Source organism: Acidovorax sp. LjRoot38 (genome assembly GCF_964252975.1).
GTDB classification, from domain to species: domain Bacteria; phylum Pseudomonadota; class Gammaproteobacteria; order Burkholderiales; family Burkholderiaceae_C; genus Acidovorax; species Acidovorax facilis.
Map to the genome: position 1 here is coordinate 51,810 of NZ_CAXUPT020000001.1, position 26,630 is coordinate 78,439.

At 62.9% G+C, this 26,630-nt stretch carries 23 protein-coding genes and 3 tRNA genes; 17 read left to right on the top strand and 9 right to left on the bottom strand.

Features of this window, described 5'->3' with window-relative positions:
• Positions 1-138 precede the first annotated feature (138 nt).
• Positions 139-525 (bottom strand): ArsC family reductase, encoded by a 387-nt coding sequence (locus ACSQ22_RS00255; protein ID WP_121508656.1) that lies wholly within the window; start codon positions 523-525, stop codon positions 139-141.
• A 48-nt stretch (positions 526-573) separates the two neighbouring features.
• Between ACSQ22_RS00255 and folC the strand changes: the two genes are divergently transcribed.
• From folC to ACSQ22_RS00300, 9 genes are all read left to right on the top strand, one after another.
• Complete coding sequence (gene folC, locus ACSQ22_RS00260; protein ID WP_055402580.1) at positions 574-1,899, top strand: bifunctional tetrahydrofolate synthase/dihydrofolate synthase; 1,326 nt, start codon at positions 574-576, stop codon at positions 1,897-1,899.
• A gap of 33 nt (positions 1,900-1,932) precedes the next feature.
• The gene (locus tag ACSQ22_RS00265; protein ID WP_436129063.1) at positions 1,933-2,766 is read left to right on the top strand and encodes an SPOR domain-containing protein; all 834 of its coding nucleotides are present in this window, start codon (positions 1,933-1,935) and stop codon (positions 2,764-2,766) included.
• A 26-nt stretch (positions 2,767-2,792) separates the two neighbouring features.
• A complete protein-coding gene (locus tag ACSQ22_RS00270) occupies positions 2,793-3,281 on the top strand; it encodes a CvpA family protein (RefSeq protein WP_121420430.1) in 489 nt (162 codons plus the stop codon).
• Positions 3,282-3,359: 78 nt separating this feature from the next.
• Entirely contained in the window at positions 3,360-4,865 is a 1,506-nt protein-coding gene (gene purF, locus ACSQ22_RS00275; RefSeq protein ID WP_055402574.1) for an amidophosphoribosyltransferase, read from the top strand.
• Positions 4,866-4,983: 118 nt separating this feature from the next.
• On the top strand, positions 4,984-6,405 hold the full coding sequence (gene gltX, locus ACSQ22_RS00280; RefSeq protein ID WP_121420429.1) for a glutamate--tRNA ligase: 1,422 nt from the start codon (positions 4,984-4,986) through the stop codon (positions 6,403-6,405).
• Between the two features lie 65 nt (positions 6,406-6,470).
• A tRNA-Ala gene (locus tag ACSQ22_RS00285) sits at positions 6,471-6,546 on the top strand.
• 30 nt (positions 6,547-6,576) lie between these two features.
• Positions 6,577-6,652 (top strand) — tRNA-Glu (locus ACSQ22_RS00290).
• Between the two features lie 52 nt (positions 6,653-6,704).
• Positions 6,705-6,781, top strand: a tRNA-Asp gene (locus ACSQ22_RS00295).
• 256 nt (positions 6,782-7,037) lie between these two features.
• Positions 7,038-9,806 (top strand): bifunctional diguanylate cyclase/phosphodiesterase, encoded by a 2,769-nt coding sequence (locus ACSQ22_RS00300; protein ID WP_436129064.1) that lies wholly within the window; start codon positions 7,038-7,040, stop codon positions 9,804-9,806.
• 204 nt (positions 9,807-10,010) lie between these two features.
• Here the strand turns inward: ACSQ22_RS00300 and ACSQ22_RS00305 are convergent, their stop codons facing one another.
• From ACSQ22_RS00305 to ACSQ22_RS00315, 3 genes are all read right to left on the bottom strand, one after another.
• Positions 10,011-10,769: a 3-hydroxyacyl-CoA dehydrogenase gene (locus ACSQ22_RS00305; RefSeq protein ID WP_055402569.1), complete on the bottom strand. Its 759-nt coding sequence runs from the start codon at positions 10,767-10,769 to the stop codon at positions 10,011-10,013.
• Positions 10,770-10,884: 115 nt separating this feature from the next.
• A complete protein-coding gene (locus tag ACSQ22_RS00310; protein WP_121506091.1) occupies positions 10,885-11,937 on the bottom strand; it encodes an extracellular solute-binding protein in 1,053 nt (350 codons plus the stop codon).
• Between the two features lie 421 nt (positions 11,938-12,358).
• Complete coding sequence (locus ACSQ22_RS00315; protein ID WP_055402564.1) at positions 12,359-12,907, bottom strand: phasin family protein; 549 nt, start codon at positions 12,905-12,907, stop codon at positions 12,359-12,361.
• Positions 12,908-13,106: 199 nt separating this feature from the next.
• Between ACSQ22_RS00315 and ACSQ22_RS00320 the strand changes: the two genes are divergently transcribed.
• The 7 genes from ACSQ22_RS00320 (at position 13,107) to ACSQ22_RS00350 (ending at position 21,473) form a co-directional block, all read left to right on the top strand.
• Complete coding sequence (locus tag ACSQ22_RS00320; protein WP_121420426.1) at positions 13,107-14,048, top strand: histone deacetylase family protein; 942 nt, start codon at positions 13,107-13,109, stop codon at positions 14,046-14,048.
• A complete protein-coding gene (locus ACSQ22_RS00325; RefSeq protein WP_436129065.1) occupies positions 14,045-14,530 on the top strand; it encodes an acyl-CoA thioesterase in 486 nt (161 codons plus the stop codon). The genes ACSQ22_RS00320 and ACSQ22_RS00325 overlap by 4 nt, the downstream gene beginning before the upstream one ends.
• A 230-nt stretch (positions 14,531-14,760) precedes the next feature.
• Positions 14,761-15,981, top strand: coding sequence for a nicotinate phosphoribosyltransferase (gene pncB / locus ACSQ22_RS00330; RefSeq protein ID WP_176886269.1), 1,221 nt, complete (start codon positions 14,761-14,763; stop codon positions 15,979-15,981).
• A 115-nt stretch (positions 15,982-16,096) separates the two neighbouring features.
• On the top strand, positions 16,097-17,509 hold the full coding sequence (locus ACSQ22_RS00335) for a sodium:proton antiporter (RefSeq protein WP_436129066.1): 1,413 nt from the start codon (positions 16,097-16,099) through the stop codon (positions 17,507-17,509).
• 170 nt (positions 17,510-17,679) lie between these two features.
• On the top strand, positions 17,680-18,672 hold the full coding sequence (locus ACSQ22_RS00340) for a 2-hydroxyacid dehydrogenase (RefSeq protein WP_436129067.1): 993 nt from the start codon (positions 17,680-17,682) through the stop codon (positions 18,670-18,672).
• An 81-nt stretch (positions 18,673-18,753) separates the two neighbouring features.
• Positions 18,754-20,280 carry a DNA recombination protein RmuC gene (gene rmuC, locus ACSQ22_RS00345; RefSeq protein WP_436129068.1) on the top strand — a complete coding sequence of 509 codons (1,527 nt, stop codon included), beginning with the start codon at positions 18,754-18,756 and terminating at the stop codon, positions 20,278-20,280.
• Complete coding sequence (locus tag ACSQ22_RS00350) at positions 20,277-21,473, top strand: MFS transporter (RefSeq protein WP_218300011.1); 1,197 nt, start codon at positions 20,277-20,279, stop codon at positions 21,471-21,473. Before rmuC ends, ACSQ22_RS00350 begins: the two co-directional genes overlap by 4 nt.
• Positions 21,474-21,509: 36 nt before the next feature.
• Here the strand turns inward: ACSQ22_RS00350 and ACSQ22_RS00355 are convergent, their stop codons facing one another.
• The 5 genes from ACSQ22_RS00355 to ACSQ22_RS00375 form a co-directional block, all read right to left on the bottom strand.
• Complete coding sequence (locus ACSQ22_RS00355) at positions 21,510-22,373, bottom strand: TIGR00730 family Rossman fold protein (protein ID WP_055402549.1); 864 nt, start codon at positions 22,371-22,373, stop codon at positions 21,510-21,512.
• A gap of 121 nt (positions 22,374-22,494) precedes the next feature.
• Positions 22,495-22,881, bottom strand: coding sequence for a fluoride efflux transporter CrcB (crcB, locus tag ACSQ22_RS00360; protein WP_055402547.1), 387 nt, complete (start codon positions 22,879-22,881; stop codon positions 22,495-22,497).
• 111 nt (positions 22,882-22,992) lie between these two features.
• Positions 22,993-24,297, bottom strand: coding sequence for a TRAP transporter large permease (locus ACSQ22_RS00365; RefSeq protein WP_436129069.1), 1,305 nt, complete (start codon positions 24,295-24,297; stop codon positions 22,993-22,995).
• A gap of 20 nt (positions 24,298-24,317) precedes the next feature.
• The gene (locus tag ACSQ22_RS00370) at positions 24,318-24,827 is read right to left on the bottom strand and encodes a TRAP transporter small permease (protein ID WP_055402543.1); all 510 of its coding nucleotides are present in this window, start codon (positions 24,825-24,827) and stop codon (positions 24,318-24,320) included.
• A 17-nt stretch (positions 24,828-24,844) separates the two neighbouring features.
• The gene (locus ACSQ22_RS00375) at positions 24,845-25,828 is read right to left on the bottom strand and encodes a TRAP transporter substrate-binding protein (protein WP_121506099.1); all 984 of its coding nucleotides are present in this window, start codon (positions 25,826-25,828) and stop codon (positions 24,845-24,847) included.
• Positions 25,829-26,015: 187 nt separating this feature from the next.
• On the opposite strand from ACSQ22_RS00375, the gene ACSQ22_RS00380 reads away from it, so the two are divergent.
• Positions 26,016-26,552: a winged helix DNA-binding protein gene (locus ACSQ22_RS00380; RefSeq protein ID WP_055402539.1), complete on the top strand. Its 537-nt coding sequence runs from the start codon at positions 26,016-26,018 to the stop codon at positions 26,550-26,552.
• Positions 26,553-26,630: the final 78 nt, after the last annotated feature.

Genomic DNA, 26,630 nt, shown 5'->3' on the forward strand with positions numbered 1-26,630 from the left:
TCCTTTCGGGTCGGTACATAACGCACCAGACTGCCGAAAAGTTTAGGCCCGCACGGTCAATTCAGGGCCTGCCCGCCGTAAATCTGCGTAAAGATTTGTGCAATTTCTCCGGTCCGGGCGATTGATTCACGTGCCGGTTCACGTGCCTGCAGCCCGTCCCAACCACATCTGCCATTGGTCGGGAGCAAAACCCACGGAAATGTGCACCTGGCCACCGTGCTGCCACTCCACCACCGGGCGTTTGATGACGCTAGGTTGGGCCTGCATCAGGGCGCTGGCGCTATCGTCGTTGGTGACAGCTGCCTGGGTTTGCGCGTCCAGCTTTCGCCATGTGGTCCCCTGCCGATTGACCAGTTTTTGCCAGCCTGCTGCCGCCGTCCAGTCGGGCAGGCGGTGGGCGGGCACCCCTTGTTTCTTGAAGTCGTGAAACTGGTAGTCCACGCCGTGTTCAGTCAACCAGGTGCGGGATTTCTTGACGGTGTCGCAGTTGGGTATACCGTAAACGGTGATGAGTGAGGTTGTCATGCCGCGCATCATCCTCGAACTTGTGGCTGGGCGACAATCCCGCCCTGTATGCATACCAAAATCCACACTCTGGAAGGCTGGCTCCGCCACTGCGAGCAGCTTCATCCCCGCAACATCGAAATGGGCCTGGACCGTGTCCGTGAAGTGGCACGCCGCATGGTGCTGCGGTTTGACTGCCCCGTGATCACCGTGGCGGGCACCAATGGAAAAGGCTCTACCTGCGCCATGCTGGAGGCGGTGGCGCAGCAGGCGGGCTACCGCACAGGCGTGTACACGTCGCCCCACCTGGTGCATTTTGAGGAGCGCTGCCGCGTTCACGGTGAAATTGTCAATGCTTCTGATTTGATAGCGCACTTCGAAGCTGTGGAAAGCGCCAGGGTCCAAAATGGCAATGAAATCTCCCTCACCTACTTCGAATTCACGACGCTGGCCATCCTGCGCCTCATGAGCCATGCGCGGCTGGACTTGGCCATCCTCGAAGTGGGGCTCGGCGGGCGCCTGGATGCCACCAACGTCATTGATGCCGACTGCGCCATCATCACCAGCATCGACATCGACCACACTGAATTCCTGGGACCAGACCGCGAGAGCATCGGCCGGGAGAAGGCCGGCATCATGCGCACGGGCCGCCCGGTGATCGTGGGCGATCCGATGGCTCCCCAGAGTGTCATCGACCATGCGCTGGAAATCGGTGCCGACCTGTGGCGCTTCGGCAAGGATTTCAATTTCTCGGGCGACAAACAGCAGTGGAGCTGGGCAGGGCGGGGCCGCCGTTATGCGGGGCTGGCCTATCCGTCGCTGCGCGGCGCCAACCAGCTGATCAATGCCTCGGGCGTGCTGGCCGCGCTGGAGGCCCTGCGCGAGCGCATTCCCGTCACGGCCCAGGCGGTGCGCAACGGGCTGGCATTGGTGGAGCTGCCGGGGCGGTTCCAGATCGTGCCAGGCCAGCCTACGCTGGTGCTCGACGTGGCGCACAACCCGCATTCAGTGGCTGCACTCACTGCCAATCTGGATGCCATGGGGTTTTTCCCCACGACGCATGCGGTGTTCGGCGCCATGGCCGACAAGGACCTGGGGCCCATGCTCGCCAAGGTCGGCCCGCTGGTGGACCGCTGGTATTTCACCAACCTGCCGACCCCACGCGCCGAGACTGCTGCCGTCCTGCAGCAGAAGTGGAACGCCGTGCAGATGGTGGCGGGCGGGCGCCGCGATGTGACCTCCAGTCTGCACGCAGACCCCATGGAGGCCCTGGAGGCGGCGGTCGCCGCGGCAGACCCCGCTGATAGAATCGTGGTCTTTGGCTCGTTTTACACGGTGGGTGGTGTTCTGATCAACGGAACACCTCGCCTGCACGCCAAACATCTGGGCCAATAGACAGGTTCTGAGGTCCGAACGAGTCGTTACTCCATGGCATTTTTCAAGTTTCGGTGGCCCGGTCAGGGTGAACAAGCTCAGGCCGAAAAGCCGTCCAAGCGCCCGCGCACCCCGCAGGCCGAGAGCATCGAGGTGATGCGGCGGCGTGCTCGCCATCGGTTGATCGGCGCCGCAGTGCTGGTGCTGATTGGGGTGATCGGTTTCCCCATGCTGTTTGACACCCAACCCCGGCCGATTCCGGTGGATATTCCCATCGAGATCCCGGACCGCAACAAGGTGGCCCCCTTGGTGGTACCCGCGCCGGTTGCTGAGGCGCCAGCGGCTGCCAAGCCTTCGACCCCGTCTTCGCAGGACGTGGCCACCGCACCGCGCCCCACGCCCCAGCGCAACAACAGTGCGGTGGGCAATGGCCTTGCGGATGGCGAGGAACTGGTGCAAGGATCGCGTTCCGCGGCTTCCAAACCTGCCCCTGCAGCGCCAGCCAAACCGGAAGTAAAACCCGAACCGAAGCCAGAGCCCAAGCCGCCGGTGCCCAGCGAGCCCAAGCCTGTGCAGCGCCCGGACGAGGCTGCCCGCGCGCGTGCGCTGCTGGAAGGCCGGTCGGCAGAGCCCGCGACTGCAGCTGCCACCCCAGAGGAAGCCCGGTTCATTGTGCAGGTGGGTGCTTTCGCAGACGCAGACAAAGCCCGAGAAGCGCGTACCAAAGTGGAGCGTGCAGGCATGAAAACCTACACCCAGGTGGTGGACACCAAGGATGGCAAGCGCACGCGGGTTCGTGTGGGGCCTTTCACCAACCGGGCTGAGGCGGACAAGGCTGCGGCGCGCATCAAGGCGCTGGATCTGTCGGCCTCTGTGCTGACTCTGTAGGCCAGCGCCAAGGGGTTTCTGCATCCATGGCTGCGCTGGACTGGATTTTTGCGGCGGTGCTGCTGGCATCGATGCTCATAGGGGCATGGCGCGGGCTGGTGTTCGAGGTGCTGTCTCTGGTGGGCTGGGTGGTGTCTTTTTTTGTGGCGCAATGGTTTGCCGAGGACATGGCGGCGTTGTTGCCTATGGGCGAGTCAGCCGAAGCATTGCGCTATGCCGCAGGGTTTGTGGTGGTGTTTGTTGCGTCGGTGTTTGCCTGCGGCTTTTTGACATGGCTGGCAAAAAAGCTGGTGGACGCCATCGGCCTGCGGCCTGCAGATCGTACTTTGGGGGCGGCCTTCGGGGTGTTGCGCGGGGTGGTTTTGCTGCTGGCGGTGGCCGTGGTGGCGGGCCTCACGCCCCTGCACGAAGCCTTGTGGTGGCAGGAGTCCCAAGGGGCCCCGGTGCTGGCTGAAGTGCTTCGGGGCTTGAAACCGGCGCTGCCGGAAGAATTTGGAAGGCATCTGCCTTCCTGATAGCGATGCGGTTGCGGCCAGAAGCCGTTGCCGCTGGGTTGCCGCGGGGCTGTTCCCGCAAACGGATGGAATACAACTATGTGTGGAATCGTCGGCGTCGTCAGTCCAGCGCCCGTCAATCAGCTGATCTATGACGCCTTGCTGCTCTTGCAGCACCGTGGTCAGGACGCAGCGGGCATCGTGACCCAGCAGGGCCGCAAGTTTTTCATGCACAAGGCCAAGGGCATGGTGCGCGATGTGTTCCGCACGCGCAACATGCGCGCGTTGCCTGGCAATGTGGGTCTGGGCCAGGTGCGCTACCCCACCGCAGGCAACGCCTACAGCGAAGAAGAGGCGCAGCCGTTCTATGTCAATGCACCGTTCGGCATCGTGCTGGTGCACAACGGCAACCTGACCAATGCGCGCGAACTTCGCACCGAGCTGTTCCTGACGGACCACCGCCATACGAACACGGAAAGCGATTCTGAAGTTCTGCTGAATGTGTTCGCGCACGAGCTGGAGCGCGCCACCCGGGGTGTGCCGCTGCAGCCTGAAGACGTCTTCACTGCGGTACGTGCGGTACACAAACGCATCAAGGGCTCTTATGCCGTGATCGCGCTGATAGCAGGCCACGGCCTGCTGGCCTTCCGCGACCCGCACGGCATTCGCCCGCTGGCCATGGGGCGCAGCCAGGATGGAACCGTGATGGTGGGCAGCGAATCCGTCGCCCTGGAGGGCACATCGCATGTGTTCGAGCGCAACATCGACCCCGGCGAGGCGATCTTCATCACGCTCGACGGACAGGTGCATGCCCGCCAATGCGCCGAAAACCCGCAGCTCAACCCCTGCATCTTCGAATTCGTGTACCTGGCGCGCCCGGACTCGGTGCTCGACGGTATTTCGGTGTACCAGGCGCGTCTGAACCTGGGCGAGGCCCTTGCCAAGCGCGTGGTGTCTACCGTGCCACCCAACGAAATCGACGTGATCATCCCCATCCCGGAGTCGAGCCGCCCCAGTGCCACGCAACTGGCCCACCTGCTGGGCATCCCCTACCGCGAAGGCTTCGTCAAGAACCGCTATGTGGGCCGGACCTTCATCATGCCGGGGCAGGGTGTGCGCAAGAAGTCGGTGCGCCAGAAGCTCAATGTGATCGGCAGCGAGTTCAAGGGTCGCAACGTGTTGTTGGTGGACGATTCCATCGTGCGTGGCACCACCAGCCGCGAGATCGTGCAGATGGCACGTGACGCCGGCGCGCGCAAGGTGTACCTTGCCAGCGCTGCACCGCCGGTGCGTTACCCCAACGTGTACGGTATTGACATGCCCACCAGCAGCGAACTGGTGGCCCATGGCCGCACCGTGGAAGAGATTCGCCAGGCGATTGGCTGCGACGCACTGATTTATCAGGATGTGGACGGCATGAAAAAGGCGGTGGGCGCCCTCAATAGCGCCATCGTAGGGTTTGATGCGTCCTGCTTTGATGGTGTTTATGTGACCGGAGACATTACCGCCGAGGGCATCGCCAGCCTGAACGAGGGGCGGGTGGGGGTGGAGGAGGGAGAGGAAGACACCTCCCGCCTGGCGCTGCCGAATGCCCAAGAGGTTTAGGCATAGGATCGTTGCAGGTCGCCTTGTCCTGGATGGCGACCTGGCAGCAAGCTTTGCCCCCGCTCTCTGGATTGATTGAATCTTGAAACTGGCCCCGCGAGGGCCAGAACTTATTGACATGACTGATACCACTGCTTCCGGCGCGGGCCGCGTGCGCACCCGTTTTGCCCCGTCTCCCACGGGATTTATCCACCTGGGCAACATCCGCTCTGCGCTGTACCCCTGGGCGTTTGCCCGTGCTACGGGCGGCGATTTCATCCTGCGCATTGAAGACACGGACCTGGAGCGTTCCAGCCAGGCGGCGGTAGACGTGATCATCGAAGGCATGGCATGGCTCGGGCTGGACCACGACGAAGGCCCGTTCTACCAAATGCAGCGCATGGACCGCTACAAGACTGTGTTGGCAGAGCTGCAGGCCGCAGGCCATGTGTATCCCTGCTACATGAGCGTGGCCGAACTGGATGCCTTGCGAGAGAAGCAGATGGCCGCCAAGGAAAAGCCCCGCTATGACGGCACCTGGCGCCCCGAGGCTGGAAAAACCCTGCCGCCCGTGCCCGAGGGGGTATTGCCCGTGCTGCGTTTCAAGAACCCGCAAGGCGGTGTGGTGGCGTGGGACGACAAGGTCAAAGGCCGCATCGAGATCAGCAATGACGAGCTCGACGATCTTGTGATTGCGCGCCCAGACGGAACACCCACCTACAACTTCTGTGTGGTGGTGGACGATATCGACATGGCCATCACCCACGTGATCCGGGGTGACGACCACGTGAACAACACGCCGCGCCAGATCAATATCTTCCGCGCTCTGGGCAAGGAGCCGCCGGTGTATGCCCACCTGCCCACCGTGCTCAACGAGCAAGGCGAGAAGATGAGCAAGCGCAACGGTGCCAAGCCCGTCACGCAGTACCGCGATGAGGGCTATCTGCCAGATGCCATGGTGAACTACCTGGCGCGCTTGGGCTGGAGCCACGGCGACGATGAGATCTTCAGCCGCGAGCAATTCCTGCAGTGGTTCAACCTCGACCACCTGGGCCGCAGTGCGGCCCAGTTCGACGAAGCCAAGCTGCGGTGGGTGAACGCCCAGCACCTCAAAGCCATGGCCGACGATGCACTGGCCGCGCTGGTGGCGCCTCAGCTGCAGCAGCGGGGTGTATCTGCCGAAGCGCTGGCAGATGGACGGCTTGCGCGGATTTGCGCCTTGTTCAAGGATCGCTGCGACACCACAGTGGCGCTCGCCGATTGGGCGCATGTCTTCTACGGTGAAGTAACGCCCGTGGATGCGGAGCGCAGCCAGCACGTTACCGAAGCCATTGCACCCGCGCTGGATGCTTTGGCCGATGCGCTGTCGGCCTGTGCATGGGACAAGGCTTCCATCAGCGCTGCGTTTAAGCAGGTGCTGGCTAGCCAGGGCCTGAAGATGCCCCAGCTGGCCATGCCCGCACGGGTGCTGACCGTGGGTACGGCCCACACGCCCTCGGTGGATGCCGTGCTGGAATTGGTCGGTCGTGAAAAAGTTGTAGCGCGTTTGCGAAACCGCTAAAAATCTGTCTATAATTCAAGGCTCAGATGATGACAACAAACACGGTGTGTTTCGAGTCATTAAGTGGGGGTATAGCTCAGCTGGGAGAGCGCTTGCATGGCATGCAAGAGGTCATCGGTTCGATCCCGTTTACCTCCACCAAAGTTTGTTAACGGTTAGTTCCAAGGTTTTGACCCTATCGTCTAGAGGCCTAGGACATCACCCTTTCACGGTGAGTACCGGGGTTCGAATCCCCGTAGGGTCGCCAAGTTGTAGCGCTTGGCTTGTGTTGAAAAGATGCAAGCAAAAGCTGCCTGCCAGGAGTGGTAGTTCAGTTGGTTAGAATACCGGCCTGTCACGCCGGGGGTCGCGGGTTCGAGTCCCGTCCACTCCGCCAGTCATCAACCGCTGCAGTCGCAAGGCTGCAGCGGTTTTTTTTGCGCCTGCGTTCCTGGTTTGTGGCTGAAGACGGGGTGTGCAAGAATGTGTAACGGCATGGCCGCACTGAGGGTGGGGCACATCAAAGAGACAAGGCGCCCATGACTCCCTCTCGGTAGCAGATCCATTCCCAACATACCGCCAGCTTCAGAAGTGTGGCTCCTGTGTTGTGGCTGCTGACCGGGGCTGCAGTTGCCGCTTGGGCATATTTCTCGATGGCGACTTCCGAACGAGTGCGGCATTTCCTGGTACTTCACCAGGGGCTGGAAACGCTCTCTATTGTGGTGTCGGCACTGGTCTTTGCGGTGGGCTGGAAGGCGCACAGCATCAATCCTCAGCGGAACGTGTTCATCCTCGCCTGCGGGTTTTTGGGTGTGGCCCTGCTAGATTTTTCGCACATGCTGTCGTATGCTGGCATGCCCGATTACGTCACGGCCAATTCGGTGGCCAAGGGCATCAATTTCTGGCTGCCTGCGCGTTACCTGGTGGCTGTAAGCCTGCTGTGGGCGCTGGGGCTGCACTGGCATGCGCCTGGGGATTCGGCATCTGCGGGGCAGGGGCGATTTGCCGTGCTGGCGCTGGTCCTGGGCGTTGTCGCAGCGGTTCACGTGCTGGTTTTCTGGTACCCGCACTGGTATCCCGAAACCTACGGATCAACAGGCCTTACCCCGTTCAAGATTGCGGCTGAATATGGCGTGATTGCCTTGTATGCCGCGTCGCTGGCTCTCTTGTTGCGTCTGGCGAGAGAGCGTACATCGTTTGATGTGGCTCGCCTTTTCGCTGCGGTCTGGGTGATGGCCCTGAGCGAGTTCTTTTTCACTTTCTACGTTACCGCCACTGATCCTTTCAACCTGCTGGGCCATGTCTACAAGGTGGTGGGTTACTACTATCTGTACCGGGCCATTTTTGTGGGCACTATTGAGGCGCCATACCGCGCATTGAAGCAGTCCGACAAGGCCTTGCGTGCGGTGCTGGACGCGGTTCCCGATCTCATGTTCGAGGTGACGCGCGGTGGTCGTTATGTCGAGATCCATACGCGCCAGCCCGAGTTGCTGCTGTTGCCGGACGAACAGGTTCTGGGTCGCACCATTCACGACATTCTTCCACCGCAGGCTGCTGCGGTGGCACAGCGTGCCATTGACGCGGCTGCCGAGCACGGGGTTGCCCGTGATTTCCAGTACACACTCGATCTGCCAGATGGCAAGCACTGGTTCGAACTCTCCGTGGCCCGCAAAGTGATGGATGAGGCGTCAGAGGCGCATTTTGTGGTGTTGTCCCGTGACATCACGCAGCGGGTGCAGACGCTCGATACTTTGCGCAAACTGCGCCATGCCGTAGAGCAGGCTCCCAATTCGATCTTCATCGCTGGAGCCGACGGCAACATTGAATATGTGAATCCGGCTTTTTCCGTCACCACCGGATACAGCCTTGCCGAAGTTGTCGGGCGCAACCCGCGTCTGCTCAGCGCGGGGGGAACCCCGCTGTCTGTTTATGCCGACCTTTGGGCGCATCTGTCATCGGGGCGTGCCTGGCGCGGCGAGTTTCTCAACCGCCGCAAGGACGGTCGTGAGTACTATGAGTCGGCCATCATTTCGCCGCTGCACGATGAGCAAGGGCGGATCACGCACTACCTGGCCGTGCAAGAAGATGTGACCGAACGCAAGCGCGATGAAGAGCGTATCCGCAAGCTGGTCAACTTTGATGCGCTGACGGGCTTGCCCAACCGTACGATGTTTGCGTCGCGGTTCAGCCAGGCGCTTGCGCTGACCCAGCGCAGCGGACAGCATCTTGCATTGCTGTACCTGGATCTGGATCATTTCAAGAATGTCAATGACTCCCTGGGTCACCAGGTGGGCGATGAGTTGCTGGTGGAGATCGCACACCGGCTGCAGTTGGTGCTGCGCGAGGAGGATACCGTGTCGCGCCCTGGGGGAGACGAGTTCATCATCGTGCTGCCATTGGCGGATGCGCAGCATGCCGCCCATGTGGCCGAGAGCCTGCAGTCCGAGGTGCGCCGGGTCTGCAGGTTGGGCCACCATGAGCTGGTGGTGACGTCGTCCATCGGCATTGCTTTGTATCCAGAGGATGGCCGTGAGTTTGAAACCCTGGCACAGCGTGCTGATGCGGCGATGTTCCGTGCCAAGGAGACGGGGCGTGACACCTACCGGTTTTTCTCTGCCGATATGCAAGCCCATTCATTGCGGGTGTTGCAGATAGAAAATGCGTTGCGCAGTGCGGTGGTGCAAAACCAGTTGGCGTTGCACTACCAGCCCCAGATCCGTTTGCGCGACCGCAGGCTCACCGGGGTTGAGGCATTGCTGCGCTGGACCCATCCGGAGCTCGGCTTGATCAGCCCCGCAGAGTTCATCCCCGTGGCGGAAAGCAGTGGGCAGATTCTGGGCATTGGGGAATGGGTATTGCGCACGGCATTGGCACAGGCACGCGCGTGGTGCGAAGCGGGCCATACCGGGTTCACGGTGGCGGTCAATCTGTCGATGGTTCAGTTTCGCCATCCCGGTTTGGTCGAGATGGTGCAGCAGGCACTGGCTGACAGCGGGGTGTCGCCTCAGATGCTGGAGCTGGAGCTGACCGAGAGCATTGCCATGGACGCCCCCGAAAAGGTGATCGCCATTGTCCAGCAGCTGTTCGACCTGGGGGTGCAGCTGTCCATTGACGACTTTGGCACAGGCTACTCGTCGTTCAGCTACATCCAGCGCCTGCGGGTTCACAAGCTCAAGATTGACCAGTCCTTCGTGCGCCATCTTGGCGAGGATGGCAGCGCCCAACACATCGTGCGCGCCATCATCGGCTTGGCGCAGAGCCTCGACCTGGAGTCCATCGCCGAAGGGGTCGAGACGGCCACGCAGTGTGAAGCTTTGCTATCTTTGGGTTGCAATACCGGCCAGGGGTATTACTTCAGTCGGCCGGTTCCGGCGGCGCAACTGGATGCCTGGATGACAGAGCGTCGCGTCACCCTGGTCTGAGAGCCTGCTTATGACCATGCGAAACCGTGAACAGGCTGCTGATGACAGCCGTCTAACTTCCTGGCAATGACAACCTCCTTCTCAGGAGGTGCGAAAGGTAGAAGTTTGAAGAAAATGGCCCGTAGCGCTTTATATGAAAGCCTTGTATGCTATATATTTAATAGCAAATAAGGTGTGACGCTGTCAGCGCCACAGGCCATTGTTTCAGCGTGGTGCCAAGCGGATGGCACCGTCGAGGCGAATCACTTCGCCATTGAGCATGTCGTTCTCAAAGATGTGCTGCACCAGCTTGGCATAGTCCTGCGGCGTGCCCAGGCGGCTAGGGAAGGGCACACCAGCGGCCAGCGCGTCCTGCACTTCTTGCGGCATGCCAAACAGCATCGGTGTGCCGAAGATGCCGGGGGCAATCGTCATATTGCGGATGCCGTTGCGCGCCAAGTCGCGGGCGATCGGCAGGGTCATGCCGACCACGCCGCCCTTGGATGCGGCATAGGCTGCCTGGCCAATTTGGCCGTCATACGCCGCGACGCTGGCCGTCGAGATCAGCGCACCGCGCTCCCCGGTGGATTCGGGTTCGTTCTTGCTCATGGCTTCGGCGGCCAGGCGGATCATATTGAAGCTGCCGATCAGGTTGACCGTGATGGTCTTGCTGAACAGCGCGAGGGCATGGGCGCCGTTCTTGCCCACTGTTTTTTCTGCGGGGGCAATGCCAGCGCAGTTGACCAGGCCCATGAGCTTGCCCAGCGAAACCGCCTTGGCCACTACCGCCTGGCCATCGGCCTCGTTGCTCACATCACATTTTACAAAGGCGCCGCCGATCTCCTTGGCCACGGCTTCGCCTTTTTCGGCCTGCATGTCGGCAATGACCACGGTGCCGCCCTGGGCCGCCAGCATGCGTGCCGTACCTTCACCCAGGCCCGATGCGCCGCCGGTGACGATGAATACCTTGCCCTTGATGTCCATGTGCTGTCTCCTGTAAGTGACGTTAACGTAAACGTCAATTATGGCGCATCGAGGCCGACTTTCTGCAGGCGAAAAAAAGCCCGGCCAGGCCGGGCTTGTCAGGAGCCGGGCGGGCTTACTGGAAGCCGACGCGGTCCAGCATCTGCTGCACCTTCGTGGTGTTGGCACCCACTGCGCTGATAGGAATGGTCTCGCTCTTGAAAGGCTGTCCACCCGTCATGGCCTTGAGGGCAGGGTTGTCCAGGGTCACACCCTTTGCGGCAGGCCACTCGTTGTTGCCATTGGCAAAGTAGTTCTGTGCTTCCGGGCTGGCCAGGTATTCCAGAAACTTGACCGCGTTGGCCTGGTTCTTGGAGTGCTTGGCCACAGCGCCGCCCGCGATGTTCAGGTGGGTGCCCCAGGATTCCTGGTTGGGGAACACCACGCCCACCTTGTTCACCACAGCCACATCTTCAGGCTTGGTAGAACGCATCATGCGGGCCAGGTAGTAGCTGTTGGTCACGGCGATATCGCATTCGCCAGCAGCCACTGCCTTGATCTGGTCCGTGTCCCCACCTTTGGGAGGGCGCGCCAGGTTGGCCACCAGGCCCTTGAGCCAGGCCTCGGCCTTCTGCTCGCCCATGTGCTCTGTCACGGCGCCAAAAAGGCTCAGGTTGTAGGGGTGCGAGCCGGAGCGGATGCACAGCTTGCCCTTGTTTTTGGGGTCGCCCAGCTCTTCGTACGTATCGACGTCCGCCTTTTGCATCTTGACCTTGTTGTAGACGATCACGCGGGCGCGGGTGGAAAGACCGAACCAGGCGATGCCGCCGTCAGCGGCTGGCTTGCTGCGCAGGTTGGCGGGGATGGCGTCGTTCAGCACCTTGGACTGGATGGGCTGGAAGAGACCGTCCACTTCGCCCTTGTAAAGACGTGCGGCGTCCACCAGCAGGATCACGTCCGCTGGCGAGGCAGCGCCCTCGGCCTTCAGGCGCGCCAGGATGCCGGCGTCATCGGCATCCACGCGGTTGATCTTGATGCCAGTGGCCTTGGTGAAGCCGCTGTACAGCGCTTCGTCGGTGGAGTAGTGGCGGGCCGAGTAGAGGTTGACGACTTGTTCCTGAGCATGGACAACGCCTGCAGCGGCGGCCAGGGCACAAGCACTCAGCAAGGCTTTCACAGTCTTCGACATGGATGCATCTTTCGGGGTTGTAACTCCGCCAATGATAAAGCAAACACGAATTATTCTTAATAAACGCCCGAGAGAGAGCGGGATTTGGTGCAAGCGTCTGATGCAGCGCAAAGGCGAGTCTGCACGTCGGGAAGGACGGGGCGGGAATTTCCGACAAGGCCCGCCACAACGAGGGCCCGTCGCCCGCCGAACCGGCCGCTGAAGCCGCGCAGAGCCAGTTCCAGTACGCTGCGCGAAGGTCCAGGCAAAAAAAAGCCCGGTCATGAACCGGGCTTTAAAAGGATCCCTGAAACGGGGGTTTCGAGAGGATCCAAGGAGACAACTGGTGCACTGCGGAGGGTGTCCGCAGCGCGTGGTTGAATTATCAGGGTATTCCCTGAATGCGGCCTAGAGGTTGCACTCCAGACCGCAGGTACTGGACTTAGCGCTTGCGGGGAGCTGCAGTCTTGGCGGCGTTGGCAGCGGTGTTGGCCACGGCGTTGAAGTTGGCTTCGGCCACGTCAGACGCTTGCTTGACGGCCTTTTGAACGGATTCAAAAGCGTTGTTGGCGGCAGAGACGGCGCTCTTCATCACGGCCACAGCGGTTTCGGAGCCGGCAGGTGCGTTCTTGGCGGCGCTGTCGACCAGGTTGGTGAAGCTCTTCTGAGCATCAGCAGCTTGCGATTCAAAAGCCTTGCCGAATTCTGCGCCGGTGCCCGAAGCGATGTCATACAGGTGACGGCTGTAGGCGGCGGTCTTTTCAGCCAGGGGCTGGAACAGGCCGGCTTGCAGGGCCAGCAGTTCTTGAGCGTCCTTCACGCCCAGGACAGCCTGGGTGTGGGTAGCGGCTTCCGACAGGGCAGCGCGCGAAGCGGTCACGTTCAGTTCAACCAGCTTTTCCACGCCTTCGAAGGCCTTGGTGGTCAGACCAAACAGGGTTTCGATGTTGGCTTTGTGCGAGGCCAGGATTTGTTCAGCGGTCAGCGTCATGTCATATCTCCTAAAAATGAGGGCCTTGAAGGCCAGGTGGTTCACAGACATCTGCGCTGGCCCTGACTCGGTAAGTCATGTTGCAGTGCAGCATGGGTTGAATTTTAGGGGCTTCGTTCGCGATTGCAAGGGTTTTTTGTTGCGGTGCAGCAAATTAGGGACGGCCACCCAGAAATCCGCCCTTCGCCACAATCGCGTCATGCACGCCTATTACGCAGACCATTTTGTGCTGCCCTTGCCCGAAGGCCATCGGTTTCCCATGGCCAAGTACAGACTGCTGCGCGACCGGATTGCCCAACACCTGCCGGGTGTGTCGCTCCAGGTGGCCTTGCCCGCATCCGACCGCGAATTGGCGCTGGCCCATGCGCCCGACTACATCGATGCGATTGCCGACGGCACGCTGCCGCCCCTGGCCCAGCGCGAGATTGGGTTTCCCTGGAGCGAGGCCATGGCCGAGCGCGCGCGGCGCTCTGTGGGCGCTACCGTGGCCGCAAGCCGCGTGGCGCTGCACGAAGGGGTGGCGGGCAACCTCGCGGGGGGCACCCATCACGCCTATGCCGACAAGGGCAGCGGGTTTTGTGTGTTCAACGACGTGGCGGTGGCCGCCCGGTTGATGCAGGTGGAATGGGCGCGGGGAGGCGGCGGGCGCACCGCCCGGCCGCTCCAGGTGGCGGTGATTGACCTGGATGTGCACCAGGGCAACGGCACGGCGCACATCTTCCGGGGAGACCACAGCGTGTTCACGCTGTCGCTGCACGGGGCTCGCAACTTTCCGTTCCGCAAGGAGCCCAGCGACCTCGATGTCGAGCTGCCCGATGGCTGCACGGACCCTGACTATCTACAGGCCCTGGAGCAGGCACTCGATACCCTGGAGCAGCGGTTTGCGCCCCAGCTCATCTTCTATCTGGCAGGTGCCGACCCCCATGAGGGTGACCGCCTGGGGCGGCTGGCGGTGACGCACGACGGGCTGGAGGCGCGCGACCGGCGTGTGTTCGACTGGGCGTGGCAGCGGCGCATCCCCCTGGTTTTTGCCATGGCCGGAGGTTACGGCCGCAACCTGGACGACACGGTGTTGGCCCAGCTCAACACCTGGCGCGTGGCCTGGCAGTACCACCAGCGCTGGCAGAATGTGCGGCCATGACTTCTGCCGCCAGCACCACCCCTGCCGCTGCGTCCGCACCGGCCGACCGCCCGTCCCCGCAGCCGCGCAGCGCCTACCAGGCCTTTCGCTCCATCACCACACGCTGGGCCGACAACGACGTGTATGGCCATGTGAACAACGTCGTTTACTACAGCTGGTTTGACACAGCGGTCAATGCCCACCTGATCGACCAGGGCGTGCTCGATATCCATGCGGGCGGCACCATTGGCCTGGTGATCGAAACCCAGTGCAATTACTTTGCCCCGCTGGCGTTTCCGCAGACGGTGGAGGCGGGCATCCGCGTGGCACGGCTGGGCGGCTCCAGCGTCAGGTATGAGGTGGGCCTGTTTGCCCAAGGCGAGCCGCTGACCGCTGCCGCTGGCCATTTCATCCATGTGTATGTGGACCGCGAAACCCGCCGGCCGGTGCCCGTGCCCGAGGCGCTGCGCACCGTGCTGCAGGCTCTGGTGGTGCCCGGCTGACCGCGTGCAAATTGCCTGATATGGTTTTGATAGCGCGTAACGCAACACAGATAGGCGCTGGTGCACCACAGGGCACTCAACCAGGCCAGGCGCTGTGCGGCGGCTGAAACCTGGCTGACGCCGCTGGCCTTGCGCGGTGCCTGGGCTCCCTATGGCCTACACTTTGTGGCTTCGTTGCCCGGTCTGAGGCCTTGGGAACGTGTTCGCGATTTCTGAGGCTTGCCCTGTCCATGATCATCACCAGCCTGCTCGACACCGACCTGTACAAGTTCACCATGATGCAGGTCGTGCTGCACCAGTTTCCGGGGGCGCAGGTCGAATACAAATTCAAGTGCCGCAACCCCGGCGTGCAGCTGGCGCCGTTTGCCAACGAAATCCGCGACGAGATCCGGTCGCTGTGTTGCCTGCAGTTCCAGGATGCCGAACTGGCCTACCTGCGATCCCTGCGGTTCATCAAGAGCGACTTCGTGGATTTTCTCGGGCTGTTCAAGCTCAACGAGAAATACATCACCGTCACGCCCCAGCACAACGGCGAGATCGAAATCTCCATCCGGGGGCCGTGGCTGCACACCATCCTGTTCGAGATCCCGGTGCTGGCCATCGTCAATGAGGTCTACTTTCGCAACACGCAGAAAGTGCCCGACTTCCTGGAAGGCCGACGCCGCCTGGATGCCAAGATTGCGCTGCTGCAGGGTGACGGCCTGTCGGACCTCAAGATTGCCGACTACGGCACGCGCCGGCGTTTTAGCCGCGCCTGGCACGAAGAAGTGCTGCGCGTGCTGGTGGCCCGCCTGGGCACGGGCGACCGCCGCCCCGGCGCACCGGCAGGCCCGGGCCAGTTTGCGGGCACCAGCAACGTGCTCTACGCCATGAAGCTGGGCGTGACGCCCCTGGGCACCATGGCGCACGAATATTTGCAGGCCTGCCAGGCGCTGGGCCCGCGCCTGCGCGACAGCCAGGTCTTTGGCTTTGAGATGTGGGCCAAGGAGTACCGGGGGGACCTGGGCATTGCGCTGTCGGACGTGTACGGCATGAGCGCTTTCCTGCGCGACTTTGACCTTTACTTTTGCAAGCTGTTTGACGGCGCGCGGCATGACAGTGGCGACCCGTTTGCCTGGGGCGAGCGCCTTTTGGACCACTACCGCAAGAACCGCGTGGACCCGCTGACCAAGACGCTGATCTTCAGCGATGCGCTGACCGTGCCACGCACCATCGAGCTGTACCAGCAGTTCCGGGGCCGCTGCCAGCTGGCGTTTGGCATTGGCACCAATCTCACCAATGACCTGGGCAGCCCGCCGGCGCACGAGCCGCTGCAGGTGGTCATCAAGATGACGCGTTGCAACGACCAGCCTGTGGCCAAGCTGTCGGACACGCCGGGCAAAGGCATGTGTGATGACGAGAAATACCTCGCCTACCTGCGGCAGGTGTTTGATATCCCTGCGACAGCGTAGCCGCGCTGGCGCTCGGAAGCGCCCAGAGGTTCCGTGAAGTGCCACGATGTGCTGTGAAGTACGTCAAACCGCCGTGAGGCGCACCGATTTTTATAACTGGATGGAGACACAACCCATGAAACTCTCGCGCGGGCTGGCAGTGGCCGGTCTTTTGGCGGCACTGCCCGGCTGGGCCCTGGCCGCCGACATCGATGGCAGCACGCTGTCCGTCCTCTGGGGCGTTCCATTCGCGGGCATTCTGCTGTCGATTGCCCTCATGCCGCTCCTGGCGCCGATCTTCTGGCACCACCACTTTGGCAAGGTGGCGGCAGCCTGGGGGCTGGCGTTTCTGGTGCCGTTTGCCATCACATTCGGCCCCGGCATGGCGGGCGTGAGTCTGGTGCATGCGCTGGTGGCGGAGTACATCCCGTTTGTGATCCTGCTGACTGCGCTGTTCACGGTTGCGGGCGGGATTTTCATTCGCGGCAACCTGCACGGCAGCCCGGGGCTCAACACCACCATCCTGGCCATTGGCGCCGTGCTGGCCAGCTTCATGGGCACGACCGGGGCGTCCATGCTGCTGATCCGCCCCCTGATCCGCGCCAACGACAACCGCAAGCATGTGGCGCATGTGGTGGTGTTCTTCATCTTCATCGTGTCCAACGCCGGGGGCTCGCTCACGCCGCTGGGCGATCCGCCGCTGTTCCTGGGCTTCCTGAAGGGCGTGGATTTCTTCTGGACGGTGAGCCACATCTTCCAGGAAACGCTTTTCCTCGTGGGTGCGCTGCTGGCCATCTTCTTTGTGCTCGATTCCTGGTACTACCGCCGCAGCGAAGAAGTGATCACGGCCGACCCCACACCCGACAGCCGGGCCATCGGCTTTGATGGCAAGGTCAACTTTGCCCTGCTGGGCGTGGTGGTGGCGCTGGTGCTGGTCAGCGGCTTCTGGAAGTCGTCGGTGGTGTTCAACATCGCGGGCACCGACGTTGGCCTGCCTGGCATCGTGCGCGACGTCGGTTTGGTCATCGTCACCTTTGTATCCCTGTGGCTCACGCCCAAGAAGGTGCATGAAGACAACCAGTTCGGCTGGGGGCCGATGCAAGAGGTGGCCAAGCTGTTTGCGGGCATCTTTCTCACCATCATCCCGGTTATCGCCATGCTCAAGGCGGGCGTCAACGGTCCGTTTGGCGCCGTTGTGTCGGCCGTGACCCGCGCAGATGGTTCGCCCGACCCGGCCATGTACTTCTGGGCCGCGGGCGCGCTCAGCTCCTTCCTCGACAACGCCCCCACCTACCTCGTGTTTTTCAACACTGCCGGTGGCGACCCTGCGGTGCTGATGACCACCCTGGCGCCTACGCTGGCTGCCATCTCGGCGGGCGCGGTGTTCATGGGCGCCAACACCTACATCGGCAACGCGCCCAACCTCATGGTCAAGGCCATCGCCGAAGACCGGGGCGTGAAGATGCCGAGCTTCTTTGGCTACATGCTGTGGTCGGGGGGCATCCTGGTGCCGCTGTTTGTCGTCATGACTTTCATCTGGTTTAGGTAGTGACCATCCCCCTGAGCGGCTGCGTCGCTTCCCCCTTCTCTCATCGCTGCGCGATGGGAAGGGGGACGCCACCAGTGCGGCGGGGCTGCCCTTGCACGGTGGCCGCTGGTGCGGGCCGCGCAAGTTGCAAGGTACGGCAGCCTTATCGATACATTGGAGACTGAAGATTCATGAGCAAACCCCGCATCTTGGTCGCGCGAGCGATCTTCCCCGACATCGTGGACCGCCTGCGCGCGCACTTCGACGTGGAGGACAACCCCGAAGACGTGATCTGGACCCCAGCCGAGTTGGCCGCGCGCTTGGCGGACAAGGACGGAGTGCTGACCACCGGCAGCCAGCGCGTGGATGCCGCGTTACTGGCTGCGGCGCCGCGTCTCAAAATCTGCGCCAACATGGCCGTGGGCTACAACAACTTTGATGTGGACGCGATGACGGCGGCGGGCGTGTTGGGCACCAATACCCCCGACGTGCTGACCGAGACCACGGCCGACTTCGGCTTTGCGCTCTTGATGGCCACGGCGCGCCGCATGACCGAGAGCGAGCATTACCTGCGCGCTGGCAAGTGGACGAAGTGGAGCTACGACATGTTCGCGGGCAGCGACATCCACGGCAGCACGCTGGGCATCATCGGCATGGGCCGCATCGGGCAGGGCATTGCCAAGCGCGGCGCGCACGGCTTTGGCATGAAGGTGGTCTATCACAACCGCTCACGCCTGTCGGCCGAGTTGGAGGCCGAATGCAAGGCCACCTACGTGGGCAAGGAAGACTTGCTGCGCACGGCCGACCATGTGGTGCTGGTGGTGCCGTACAGCGCAGCCTCGCACCACACCATTGGCGCGGCCGAACTGGCGCTGATGAAGCCCACGGCCACCCTCATCAACATTGCGCGTGGCGGCATTGTGGACGACGCGGCGCTGGCCGTGGCGCTGCGCGAAGGCCGCATTGCCGCGGCGGGTCTGGATGTGTTTGAAGGCGAGCCCAGCGTGCACCCCGATCTGCTCACCGTGCCCAACGTGGTGCTCACGCCCCACATCGCCAGCGCCACGGTGCCCACGCGCCGCGCCATGGCCAACCTGGCGGCGGACAACCTGATCGCCTTTTTGGGCGGGCGTGCCCCCCTCACTCCGGTGAACCAGCCCGTGCCTGGCCTGCGGGCGCAGTAACGCCGGATTTATTAAGAGAAATTGGCCGCTAGCGCTTGATAGATAAGCGCTGGCAGCTATCGAAACCATAGTAATCCTTCCTTGACTACCGATACCCTCGTTCTGCTGGCCGCACTGGCCCTGGTGTTCATCGCGCTCACGCTGCTGGCGCTGCGCCGCCCCCGCGTGGATTTGCCGCCCGAATGGCTGGCCCGCCTGCAGGCACTGGAGCGCACCACCCAGGCCACCCAGCTGGCCGTGGCCAAGAACGATGGCGCGCTGGATGGCATGGGCCAGCAACTGCGCGGCTTCACCCAAACCACGCAGACCACGCTGGAGGGGCTGCGCCACGCGGTCGATGAGCGTTTGACGCAGGCGGTGGCCGAATCGCGCAACGGCCGTGCCGAGCTGTTGGCCGCCTTTGGCGTGTTCGAGGCGCGGCTGGAGCAGCGCCTCACGGCCCTGGACGCAGCCACGCGCCTCACGCTCGATTCGCTCAAGAGCGACACCCAGTCGCAGCTGGGGGTGATGTCGCAAGCGCTCAAAGACCAGCTCGAAGCCAACAGCTTTCAGATCAAGAACCAGTTTGCGGTGCTGCAAGACGCGGTGTCGCAGCAGCTCACCGGGCTGGTGCAGGGTAGCCAGCACAATGCCGAACAACTGCGCACCGCGCTCAACGAGCGCCTGGCCGCCATCCAGGCCGACAACGCCACCAAGCTCGAAGAAATGCGCCGCACGGTGGACGAAAAGCTCCACGCCACGCTGGAGCAGCGCCTGGGCGAATCCTTCAAGCTGGTGAGCGACCGGCTCGAACAAGTGCACAAGGGCCTGGGCGAGATGCAGACCCTGGCCGGCAGCGTGGGCGACTTGAAGCGTGTGATGACCAACGTGAAGTCGCGCGGCACCTGGGGCGAAATGCAGCTGGGCGCCATCATCGACAACGTGCTTACCCCCGAGCAGTTCGCGCGCAACGTCAAGACCGTGCCAGGCAGCGATGAGTTGGTGGAGTTTGCCATCCGCCTGCCGGGCAAGAGCGACGAGCACCCGGTGTGGCTGCCCATCGACTCCAAGTACCCGGTGGAGCAGTACCAGCGCCTGATGGATGCGCAGGACGCGGCCGACAAGGCGGCCATCTTGTCTGCGGGCAATGCGTTCGAGACCTCGATCAAGCTCGAAGCCAAGAAGATCTTCGCCAAGTACGTCTCGCCCCCGCACACCACCGACTTTGCCGTGCTGTACCTGCCCACCGAAGGCCTGTTTGCCGAGGTCATGCGCCGTCCCGGCCTGGTGGAAGCGGTGCAGAACGACTGCCGCGTGATGATCACCGGCCCGGCCAATCTGGCCGCCATGCTCAACAGCCTGCAGATGGGCTTCAAGACGCTGGCGATTGAAAAACGCTCGTCAGAAGTGTGGAGCCTTCTGGGCATGGTCAAGACCGAGTTCGCCAAGTTTGGCGACGTGGTCGAGGCCACCAAAAAATCCATCGACGCCGCCGCCAAGAAGTTTGACGAGGTGGGCGTGCGCACCCGCGCCATCCAGAAGCGCCTGCGGGATGTGCAGGACCTTCCCGCGCCAGGGGCCACCACCGTGCCGTTGCCGGGGCTGGACCCCGAGGACGATCCGCTGTGAACTGGGCACTGGCCCGGCTGATTGCCGCGCAGATCTGTGTGCACGGCAGCATGGCTGGCATGCGGCTGGCCGCGCCCCTGCTCGCGCTGCGCGAGGGCTACAGCGTGGCGGCGGTGGGGTTTCTGGTGGCGCTGTTCGCGCTCACCCAGGTGTTTCTGGCCCTTCCTGCGGGCCGGTTTGCAGACCGCCACGGCCTCAAGCGCCCGATGGGTTATTCGGTGGCTGTGGCGTGCATGGGCGCAGGGCTGGCGGTGGTGTTTCCGACCTATGCGGTCTTGTGCGTTGCGGCCTTGATGACAGGGGCGGGCGCAGGGGGCGCCACCATTGCCGTGCAGCGCCACGCGGGCCGCGCCGTGCATGACGCCACCGAACTCAAGCAGGTGTTCAGCTGGCTGTCGATAGGCCCGGCGGTGTCCAACTTCATCGGCCCATTTGCGGCGGGGCTGGCCATCGACCATGCGGGTACCACCCCGGGCAGCCTGGAAGGCTACCGCGCGGCCTTTGCGTTGCTGGCGTTGCTGCCCCTGGTCAGTTGGTGGTGTGTGCGCAGCACGCAGGATCTGCCCGCTGCGGCTGCAGCCTCCGCCAAAGATGGCCCGCCACAGCGCGCGTGGGATCTGCTGAACGACCCACCGTTTCGCCGCCTGCTCATCGTGAACTGGCTCATCTCGTCGTGCTGGGATGTGCATGCCTTTGCGGTGCCGCTGCTGGGGCATGAGCGCGGCTTGTCGGCGGCGGTCATCGGCACCATCTTCGGGGCGTTTGCGATTGCGGCCACCGTGATCCGCGTGCTCATGCCCTTTGTGGCCAAGCACTTGCGCGAGCGGGGCGTAATGGCCGGCGCCATGCTGGTGACGGCCGTGTTGTTTGCGGTGTACCCCATGCTGCAAAGCGCCTGGGCCATGGGGTTGTGCTCGGTGTTGCTGGGCCTCGTGCTGGGCACGGGGCAGCCCATGGTGATGAGCCTGCTGCACCAGATCACGCCCTCACATCGCCAGGGCGAAGCGCTGGGGCTGCGCCTCATGGCCATCAACGCATCCAGCGTGCTGATGCCGTTGATGTTCGGATCGGCCGGGGCGGTGATTGGCGTGAGCGGCCTGTTCTGGGGGGTGGGCGCCGCAGGCCTGGGCGGCGCCCGGCTGGCGTGGCGCATCGGGGGCGAGAAAAAACAGCCGGGGCAGGGGCCGGGCTGAGTGCCGCTTGCCGTCCGGCGCTTGTAGAAGAAGTGCCTACAGCTGGTAGAACGACTTGATCAGCTCCCACGCCTCTTGCGGGTCGTCGGTGTAGTGAAAGAGCTTGAGGTCTTGGGCGGAGATCGTGCCTTCTTCCACCAGCACTTCGAAGTTGATCAGCCGCCTCCAGTAGTCGGTGCCAAACAGCACGATGGGCACGGGCTTGGCCTTCTTGGTCTGCACCAGCGTGAGCACCTCAAACAGTTCGTCCAGCGTGCCAAAACCCCCCGGGAAGGCCACCAATGCCTTGGCGCGCATCATGAAGTGCATCTTGCGCAGCGCGAAGTAGTGGAACTTGAAGGAGAGCGAGGGCGAGATGAAGCGATTGCCGCTTTGCTCGTGGGGCAGGGCGATGTTCAGGCCGACGTTCAGTGCACCGGCTTCGTGGGCACCCCGGTTGGCGGCCTCCATGATGCCGGGGCCGCCGCCCGTGCAGATGTAGATGCGGTCTGCGGGGCGCTGGTGCTCGCTGTATTCCGCCACCACCTTGGCGAACTGGCGGGCGAGGTCGTAGTAGCGGGCGTTGCGCACGGCCTGCTGGGCACGCTGCAGGCGCACCTCGTCGCCACTGGCCTCGGCCTCGGCCAACTGGGCTGCGGCCTCGTCGGGTGCCACAAACCGGGCGCTGCCGTAGACCACCACGGTGTTCTCGATGCCTTGCTCGGCCTGGCCCAGGTCGGGCTTGAGCATTTCCAGCTGAAAGCGGATGCCGCGTGTCTCGCGGCGGAACAGGAATTCCGGGTCGGCAAACGCGAGGCGATAAGCGTCTGCGTGCAAGGGGTTGCCGTTGACTGCGTGGTTCTGCAGTTCCGCCCAGGCATCGGCCAGGCGGCGTTCGTTGAGTTGGGTATTGGCGTCCATAAGAGACTCTTCGTGTCGGTCTGTAGGGGGAAAAGGGGTGGGGCGAATGCTGCGGCCACCGGCTTGGGCAGCGTAATGCAATGGAGGATGAGGTGTAGAGAAAATGGGCCCGTGGGCAAGTCTACAATGCGCGAGCTGCTATGAAATATGAAGCACTTTGTATGCCAAGCGCCGTCAGGCATAGCGACCCGAACAGGTGCAGTGCTGTAGTGCCCAGGGCCATGGCGTAGCGTTGGACCATCAACATTTCAACCACCTCGGCCGAGAAGCTGGAGAACGTGGTGAGTGCGCCCAGAAAACCCGTGACCAAGGCCAGCCGCCAGACAGGATCGATCTGGGGCAGGGCGTGAAAAACAGCCACACACACGCCGATGAGATAACCGCCCACCAGGTTGGCTGCCAGGGTTCCCCAGGGAATCAAGCCGCCCGGGCTGAGCCACAGGCCCAGGCGCCAGCGCGCCAGTGCGCCCACACAGGCGCCGATGCAGATGGCCAGAACATTGAGCATGGGGGGATTGTCACAGCAAATGAAGTCCCCCTGGGTCGCTTCGCGCCTTCTCCCAAAGCGCAAAACGGAGCGGCCCTGGTCTGGACCACACCCGTTTCGCATGCTGGCGGCTCAGCGCGCCGCCATCTGCTGCGGCAGCCAGGTGACGATGCTGGGGAAGATGTAGAGCAGCGCCACGGCCGCGCACATCAGCAGGAACATGGGCAGGGCCACCTTGGCGATCCAGGGCAGCTGGCGGCCGGTCATGCCTTGCAGCACGAACAGGTTGAAACCCACGGGCGGTGTGATCTGCGCCATCTCGACCACCAGCACGATGAAGATGCCGAACCAGATGGGGTCGATGCCTGCCGCGTGTACCGTGGGCATGAGCACACCCATGGTCAGCACCACCATGGAGATGCCGTCCAGGAAGCAGCCCAGGATGATGAAGAACACTGCGAGCGCCGCAATGAGCTGGGCCTTGTTGAGCCCCAGCGACGCAATCCATTCAGCCAGGTGGCGCGGCAGACCGATATAGCCCATGGACAGCGTGAGAAACGCGGCACCGGCCAGGATCAGCGCAATCATGCAGTACAGGCGCGTGGCGCCCATCAGCGATTCCTTGAATGTGTTCCAACTCATCGAGCCCTGCACGGCCGAGAGCACCAGCGAGCCCACCACACCCACGGCTGCGGCTTCGGTGGCCGTGGCAAAGCCGGTGTAGATGCTGCCCAGCACCGCTGCAATCAGCAGCACCACAGGGATCAGGCTGCGCGACTCGGCCAGCTTTTGCGCAAAGGTCAGGCGCACGTCGGCGGCGGGAATCTGGTCGGGGTGCCGCAGCGCCCAGACCATGATGTAGCCTGAGAACAAGGCCGCCAGCAGAATGCCCGGCAGCACGCCCGCAATGAACAGCTGCGAGATGGACACTTCGGCCGATACGCCGTAGACGATCATGATGATCGACGGCGGGATCAAGAGGCCCAGCGTGCTGGCACCGGCCAGGGTGCCCACCACCATGTGCTCAGGGTAGCCCCGGCGTGTCAGTTCGGGCAGTGTCATCTTGCCAATGGTGGCGCAGGTGGCGGCACTCGACCCCGACACGGCGGCAAAAATCGTGCAGCCCACCACGTTGGTGTGCAGCAGGCGGCCCGGCAGCGCCTGCACCCAGGGGGCCAGCCCCTTGAACATGTCTTGCGACAGCCGGGTGCGGAACAGGATTTCCCCCATCCAGATGAACAGGGGCAGGGCGGTCAAGGTCCAGCTGGAGGCGCTGCCCCAGATCGTCACCGCCATCGCATCGCCCGCTGGGCGCGACGAGAACAGTTGCATGCCGATCCAGGCGACGCCCGAGAGGGTGAGGCCGATCCACACACCGCTGCCCAGGATCAGGAACAGCGACAGGACCAGCAGGCCGGTAATGGCGAGATCACTCATGGTAGGTGGACCTGGTTGTCTTATTCATTGCGCAAGGCTTCGCCGGGATGGGCTTCGGCGCGTTTGTTCATCACCTCCAGCACCAGCTCGTCGATGAAGGCGATGGCCAGAATCACCGTGCCCACGGCCATGGCGATCTGGGGAATCCACAGGGGGGTGGCATCGCTGCCGGTGGAGATGTCGTGGAACTCGTGCGATTGCCAAGCCAGCTTGCAGCTGTACACCGCAAACAGCACGGCCAGCAGCGTGGCAATGGCCAGGGCCCAGATCTCAAAGGCTTTCTTGGCGCCGCCCTTCAAAAAGTTGAGCAGCAGCGTGACGCGGATGTGCTCACCGCGCTTCAAGGTGTGGGCCAGCGCCAGAAAACCCGCAGCCGCCATCAGGTAGCCCGCATAGGCATCGGTGCCCGGCACGTGGAAGTGGAACTGCCGGCTGGCGATGGACAGCAGCACCATGCCCAGCAGGCCGACCATGAAAAGCGCCGCCAGGGCGGCGGCGCTGTCGTACAGAAAGTCCAGCAGACGACGCATTGCGCAGGTGCCCGGGCTTACTTGCGGTAGGCGTCGATCAGCGCCTTGCCTTCAGGACCGGCCTTGTCCAGCCATTCCTTGAGCATGGTGTCGCCGACCTTGGCCATGTCGGCCTTGAGTGCGGCGGGCGGCGCTTCCACGGACATGCCATTGGCCTTGAGCTTGGCGATGGTGTCGGTGTTGACCTTGGCGCTGGCAGCCCAACCACGTGCTTCGGCGTCGGCACCGGCCTTGAGCAGGGCATCCTGGCTGGGCTTGTCCAGCGCGTCAAACGCCTTCTTGTTCACCAGCACGGCGTTCTTGGGCAGCCAGGCCTGGGTGTCGTAGTAGAACTTGAGGTGCTCGTACAGCTTGCTGTCCACGCCGGTGGCGCCCGAGGTCATCGTCGATTCGACCACACCCGTGGCAAGGGCTTGCGAGAACTCTGCGGCCTGCACCGTCACAGGCTGTGCGCCCACCAGCTCGGCAATGCGGGCGGTGGCGGGGCTGTAGGCGCGCCACTTGATGCCCTTGAGGTCGGCAGCCGAGGCCAGCGGCTTCTTGGTGTAGATGCCTTGTGGGGGCCAGGCCACGGCATACAGCAGCACCATGCCTTGTTCGGCCAGCTTCTTCTCCAGGAACGGCTTTTGCGCGGCGTAGAGCTTCTTGGAGGCGTCGTAGCTATCGGCCAGGAACGGCAGGCCGTCCACGCCAAACAGTTGCCATTCGTTCTGGAAGTTGGCCAGCAGGATCTCACCCATCTGCGCCTGGCCGCCTTGCACCGCGCGCTTGATTTCGGGGGCCTTGAACAGTGCGGCGTTGGCATGCACCGTGATCTTGAGCTTGCCCCCCGTGGCCTTGTCTACATCGCCGGCCAGCTGCACCATGTTCTCGGTGTGGAAGTTGGTGGCTGGGTAGGCGGCCGCCAGATCCCACTTGGTCTGAGCGAATGCCGAGGTTGCAGACAGGCCCGCCGCCAGGGTCAGGGCGAGTGCGGTCACGGGGAAGATTCGACGCTTCATGGATATTGCTCCGCAGGGTTGGATGTACAAGGTTGGATGTAACAAATCACTGTATCGGAAGCCGATCCGATTGCGATAGGTGTTTTGCCTAAACGCTGACAAATTGCCAACAAATTACCATCGACTTGCCTACAATGCCCCATGCATATCCCGTGCCAATGACTGAACCCGCAGGCCCGAATCCGCCATGAAATCTGACGCCAAGCCCAAGGCCAAAACCGACTCCGGCCCCATCGTGTCATCGGCACACCTGGTGTCGGCACAGAGCGCAGAGATGAGCGAGTTCGAGTTCGGCCTCATCGTGGCGGGCAACGCGTTCCACCGCTGGGTGGTGCACTGCATGGCGGCGGCGGGTCTCAAGGACCTGACGCCGCTCGACGTGGTGGTGCTGCACCATGTCACGCACCGCGCGCGCGACAAACGCCTGGCCGACATCTGCTTCATCATGAATGTGGAAGACACGCACCTGGTGAACTACGCACTGAAAAAGCTGCAGAACCTGGGCGTCGTGGCCTCGCAAAAGAACGGCAAGGAAGTCACCTACGCCGCCACCGATGTGGGCCGTGCCTACGTGCAGCGCTACCGCGAGATCCGCGAGAGCTGCCTTATCGACGCCCTGAAAGCCGACGACGCGCTGAACCGCGACATCGGCGAGCTGGCCCGGTTGCTGCGTGTGCTCTCAGGCATGTACGACCAGGCGGCGCGCTCGGCGGCATCCCTTTGATTGGCGCAGAATTTTGAATAAAACCATGCTCTAGCGCTTATCTGATAAGCGCTGGTAGCTATCAAAAAGATAGTTATT

Bases quoted from the DNA above. Each gene is read 5' to 3' on its own strand.
- ACSQ22_RS00255 (WP_121508656.1), bottom strand. From the start codon at position 525: ATGACAACCTCACTCATCACCGTTTACGGTATACCCAACTGCGACACC.
- folC (WP_055402580.1), top strand. From the start codon at position 574: ATGCATACCAAAATCCACACTCTGGAAGGCTGGCTCCGCCACTGCGAG.
- ACSQ22_RS00265 (WP_436129063.1), top strand. From the start codon at position 1,933: ATGGCATTTTTCAAGTTTCGGTGGCCCGGTCAGGGTGAACAAGCTCAG.
- ACSQ22_RS00270 (WP_121420430.1), top strand. From the start codon at position 2,793: ATGGCTGCGCTGGACTGGATTTTTGCGGCGGTGCTGCTGGCATCGATG.
- purF (WP_055402574.1), top strand. From the start codon at position 3,360: ATGTGTGGAATCGTCGGCGTCGTCAGTCCAGCGCCCGTCAATCAGCTG.
- gltX (WP_121420429.1), top strand. From the start codon at position 4,984: ATGACTGATACCACTGCTTCCGGCGCGGGCCGCGTGCGCACCCGTTTT.
- ACSQ22_RS00300 (WP_436129064.1), top strand. From the start codon at position 7,038: ATGGCGACTTCCGAACGAGTGCGGCATTTCCTGGTACTTCACCAGGGG.
- ACSQ22_RS00305 (WP_055402569.1), bottom strand. From the start codon at position 10,769: ATGGACATCAAGGGCAAGGTATTCATCGTCACCGGCGGCGCATCGGGC.
- ACSQ22_RS00310 (WP_121506091.1), bottom strand. From the start codon at position 11,937: ATGTCGAAGACTGTGAAAGCCTTGCTGAGTGCTTGTGCCCTGGCCGCC.
- ACSQ22_RS00315 (WP_055402564.1), bottom strand. From the start codon at position 12,907: ATGACGCTGACCGCTGAACAAATCCTGGCCTCGCACAAAGCCAACATC.
- ACSQ22_RS00320 (WP_121420426.1), top strand. From the start codon at position 13,107: ATGCACGCCTATTACGCAGACCATTTTGTGCTGCCCTTGCCCGAAGGC.
- ACSQ22_RS00325 (WP_436129065.1), top strand. From the start codon at position 14,045: ATGACTTCTGCCGCCAGCACCACCCCTGCCGCTGCGTCCGCACCGGCC.
- pncB (WP_176886269.1), top strand. From the start codon at position 14,761: ATGATCATCACCAGCCTGCTCGACACCGACCTGTACAAGTTCACCATG.
- ACSQ22_RS00335 (WP_436129066.1), top strand. From the start codon at position 16,097: ATGAAACTCTCGCGCGGGCTGGCAGTGGCCGGTCTTTTGGCGGCACTG.
- ACSQ22_RS00340 (WP_436129067.1), top strand. From the start codon at position 17,680: ATGAGCAAACCCCGCATCTTGGTCGCGCGAGCGATCTTCCCCGACATC.
- ACSQ22_RS00355 (WP_055402549.1), bottom strand. From the start codon at position 22,373: ATGGACGCCAATACCCAACTCAACGAACGCCGCCTGGCCGATGCCTGG.
- crcB (WP_055402547.1), bottom strand. From the start codon at position 22,881: ATGCTCAATGTTCTGGCCATCTGCATCGGCGCCTGTGTGGGCGCACTG.
- ACSQ22_RS00365 (WP_436129069.1), bottom strand. From the start codon at position 24,297: ATGAGTGATCTCGCCATTACCGGCCTGCTGGTCCTGTCGCTGTTCCTG.
- ACSQ22_RS00370 (WP_055402543.1), bottom strand. From the start codon at position 24,827: ATGCGTCGTCTGCTGGACTTTCTGTACGACAGCGCCGCCGCCCTGGCG.
- ACSQ22_RS00375 (WP_121506099.1), bottom strand. From the start codon at position 25,828: ATGAAGCGTCGAATCTTCCCCGTGACCGCACTCGCCCTGACCCTGGCG.
- ACSQ22_RS00380 (WP_055402539.1), top strand. From the start codon at position 26,016: ATGAAATCTGACGCCAAGCCCAAGGCCAAAACCGACTCCGGCCCCATC.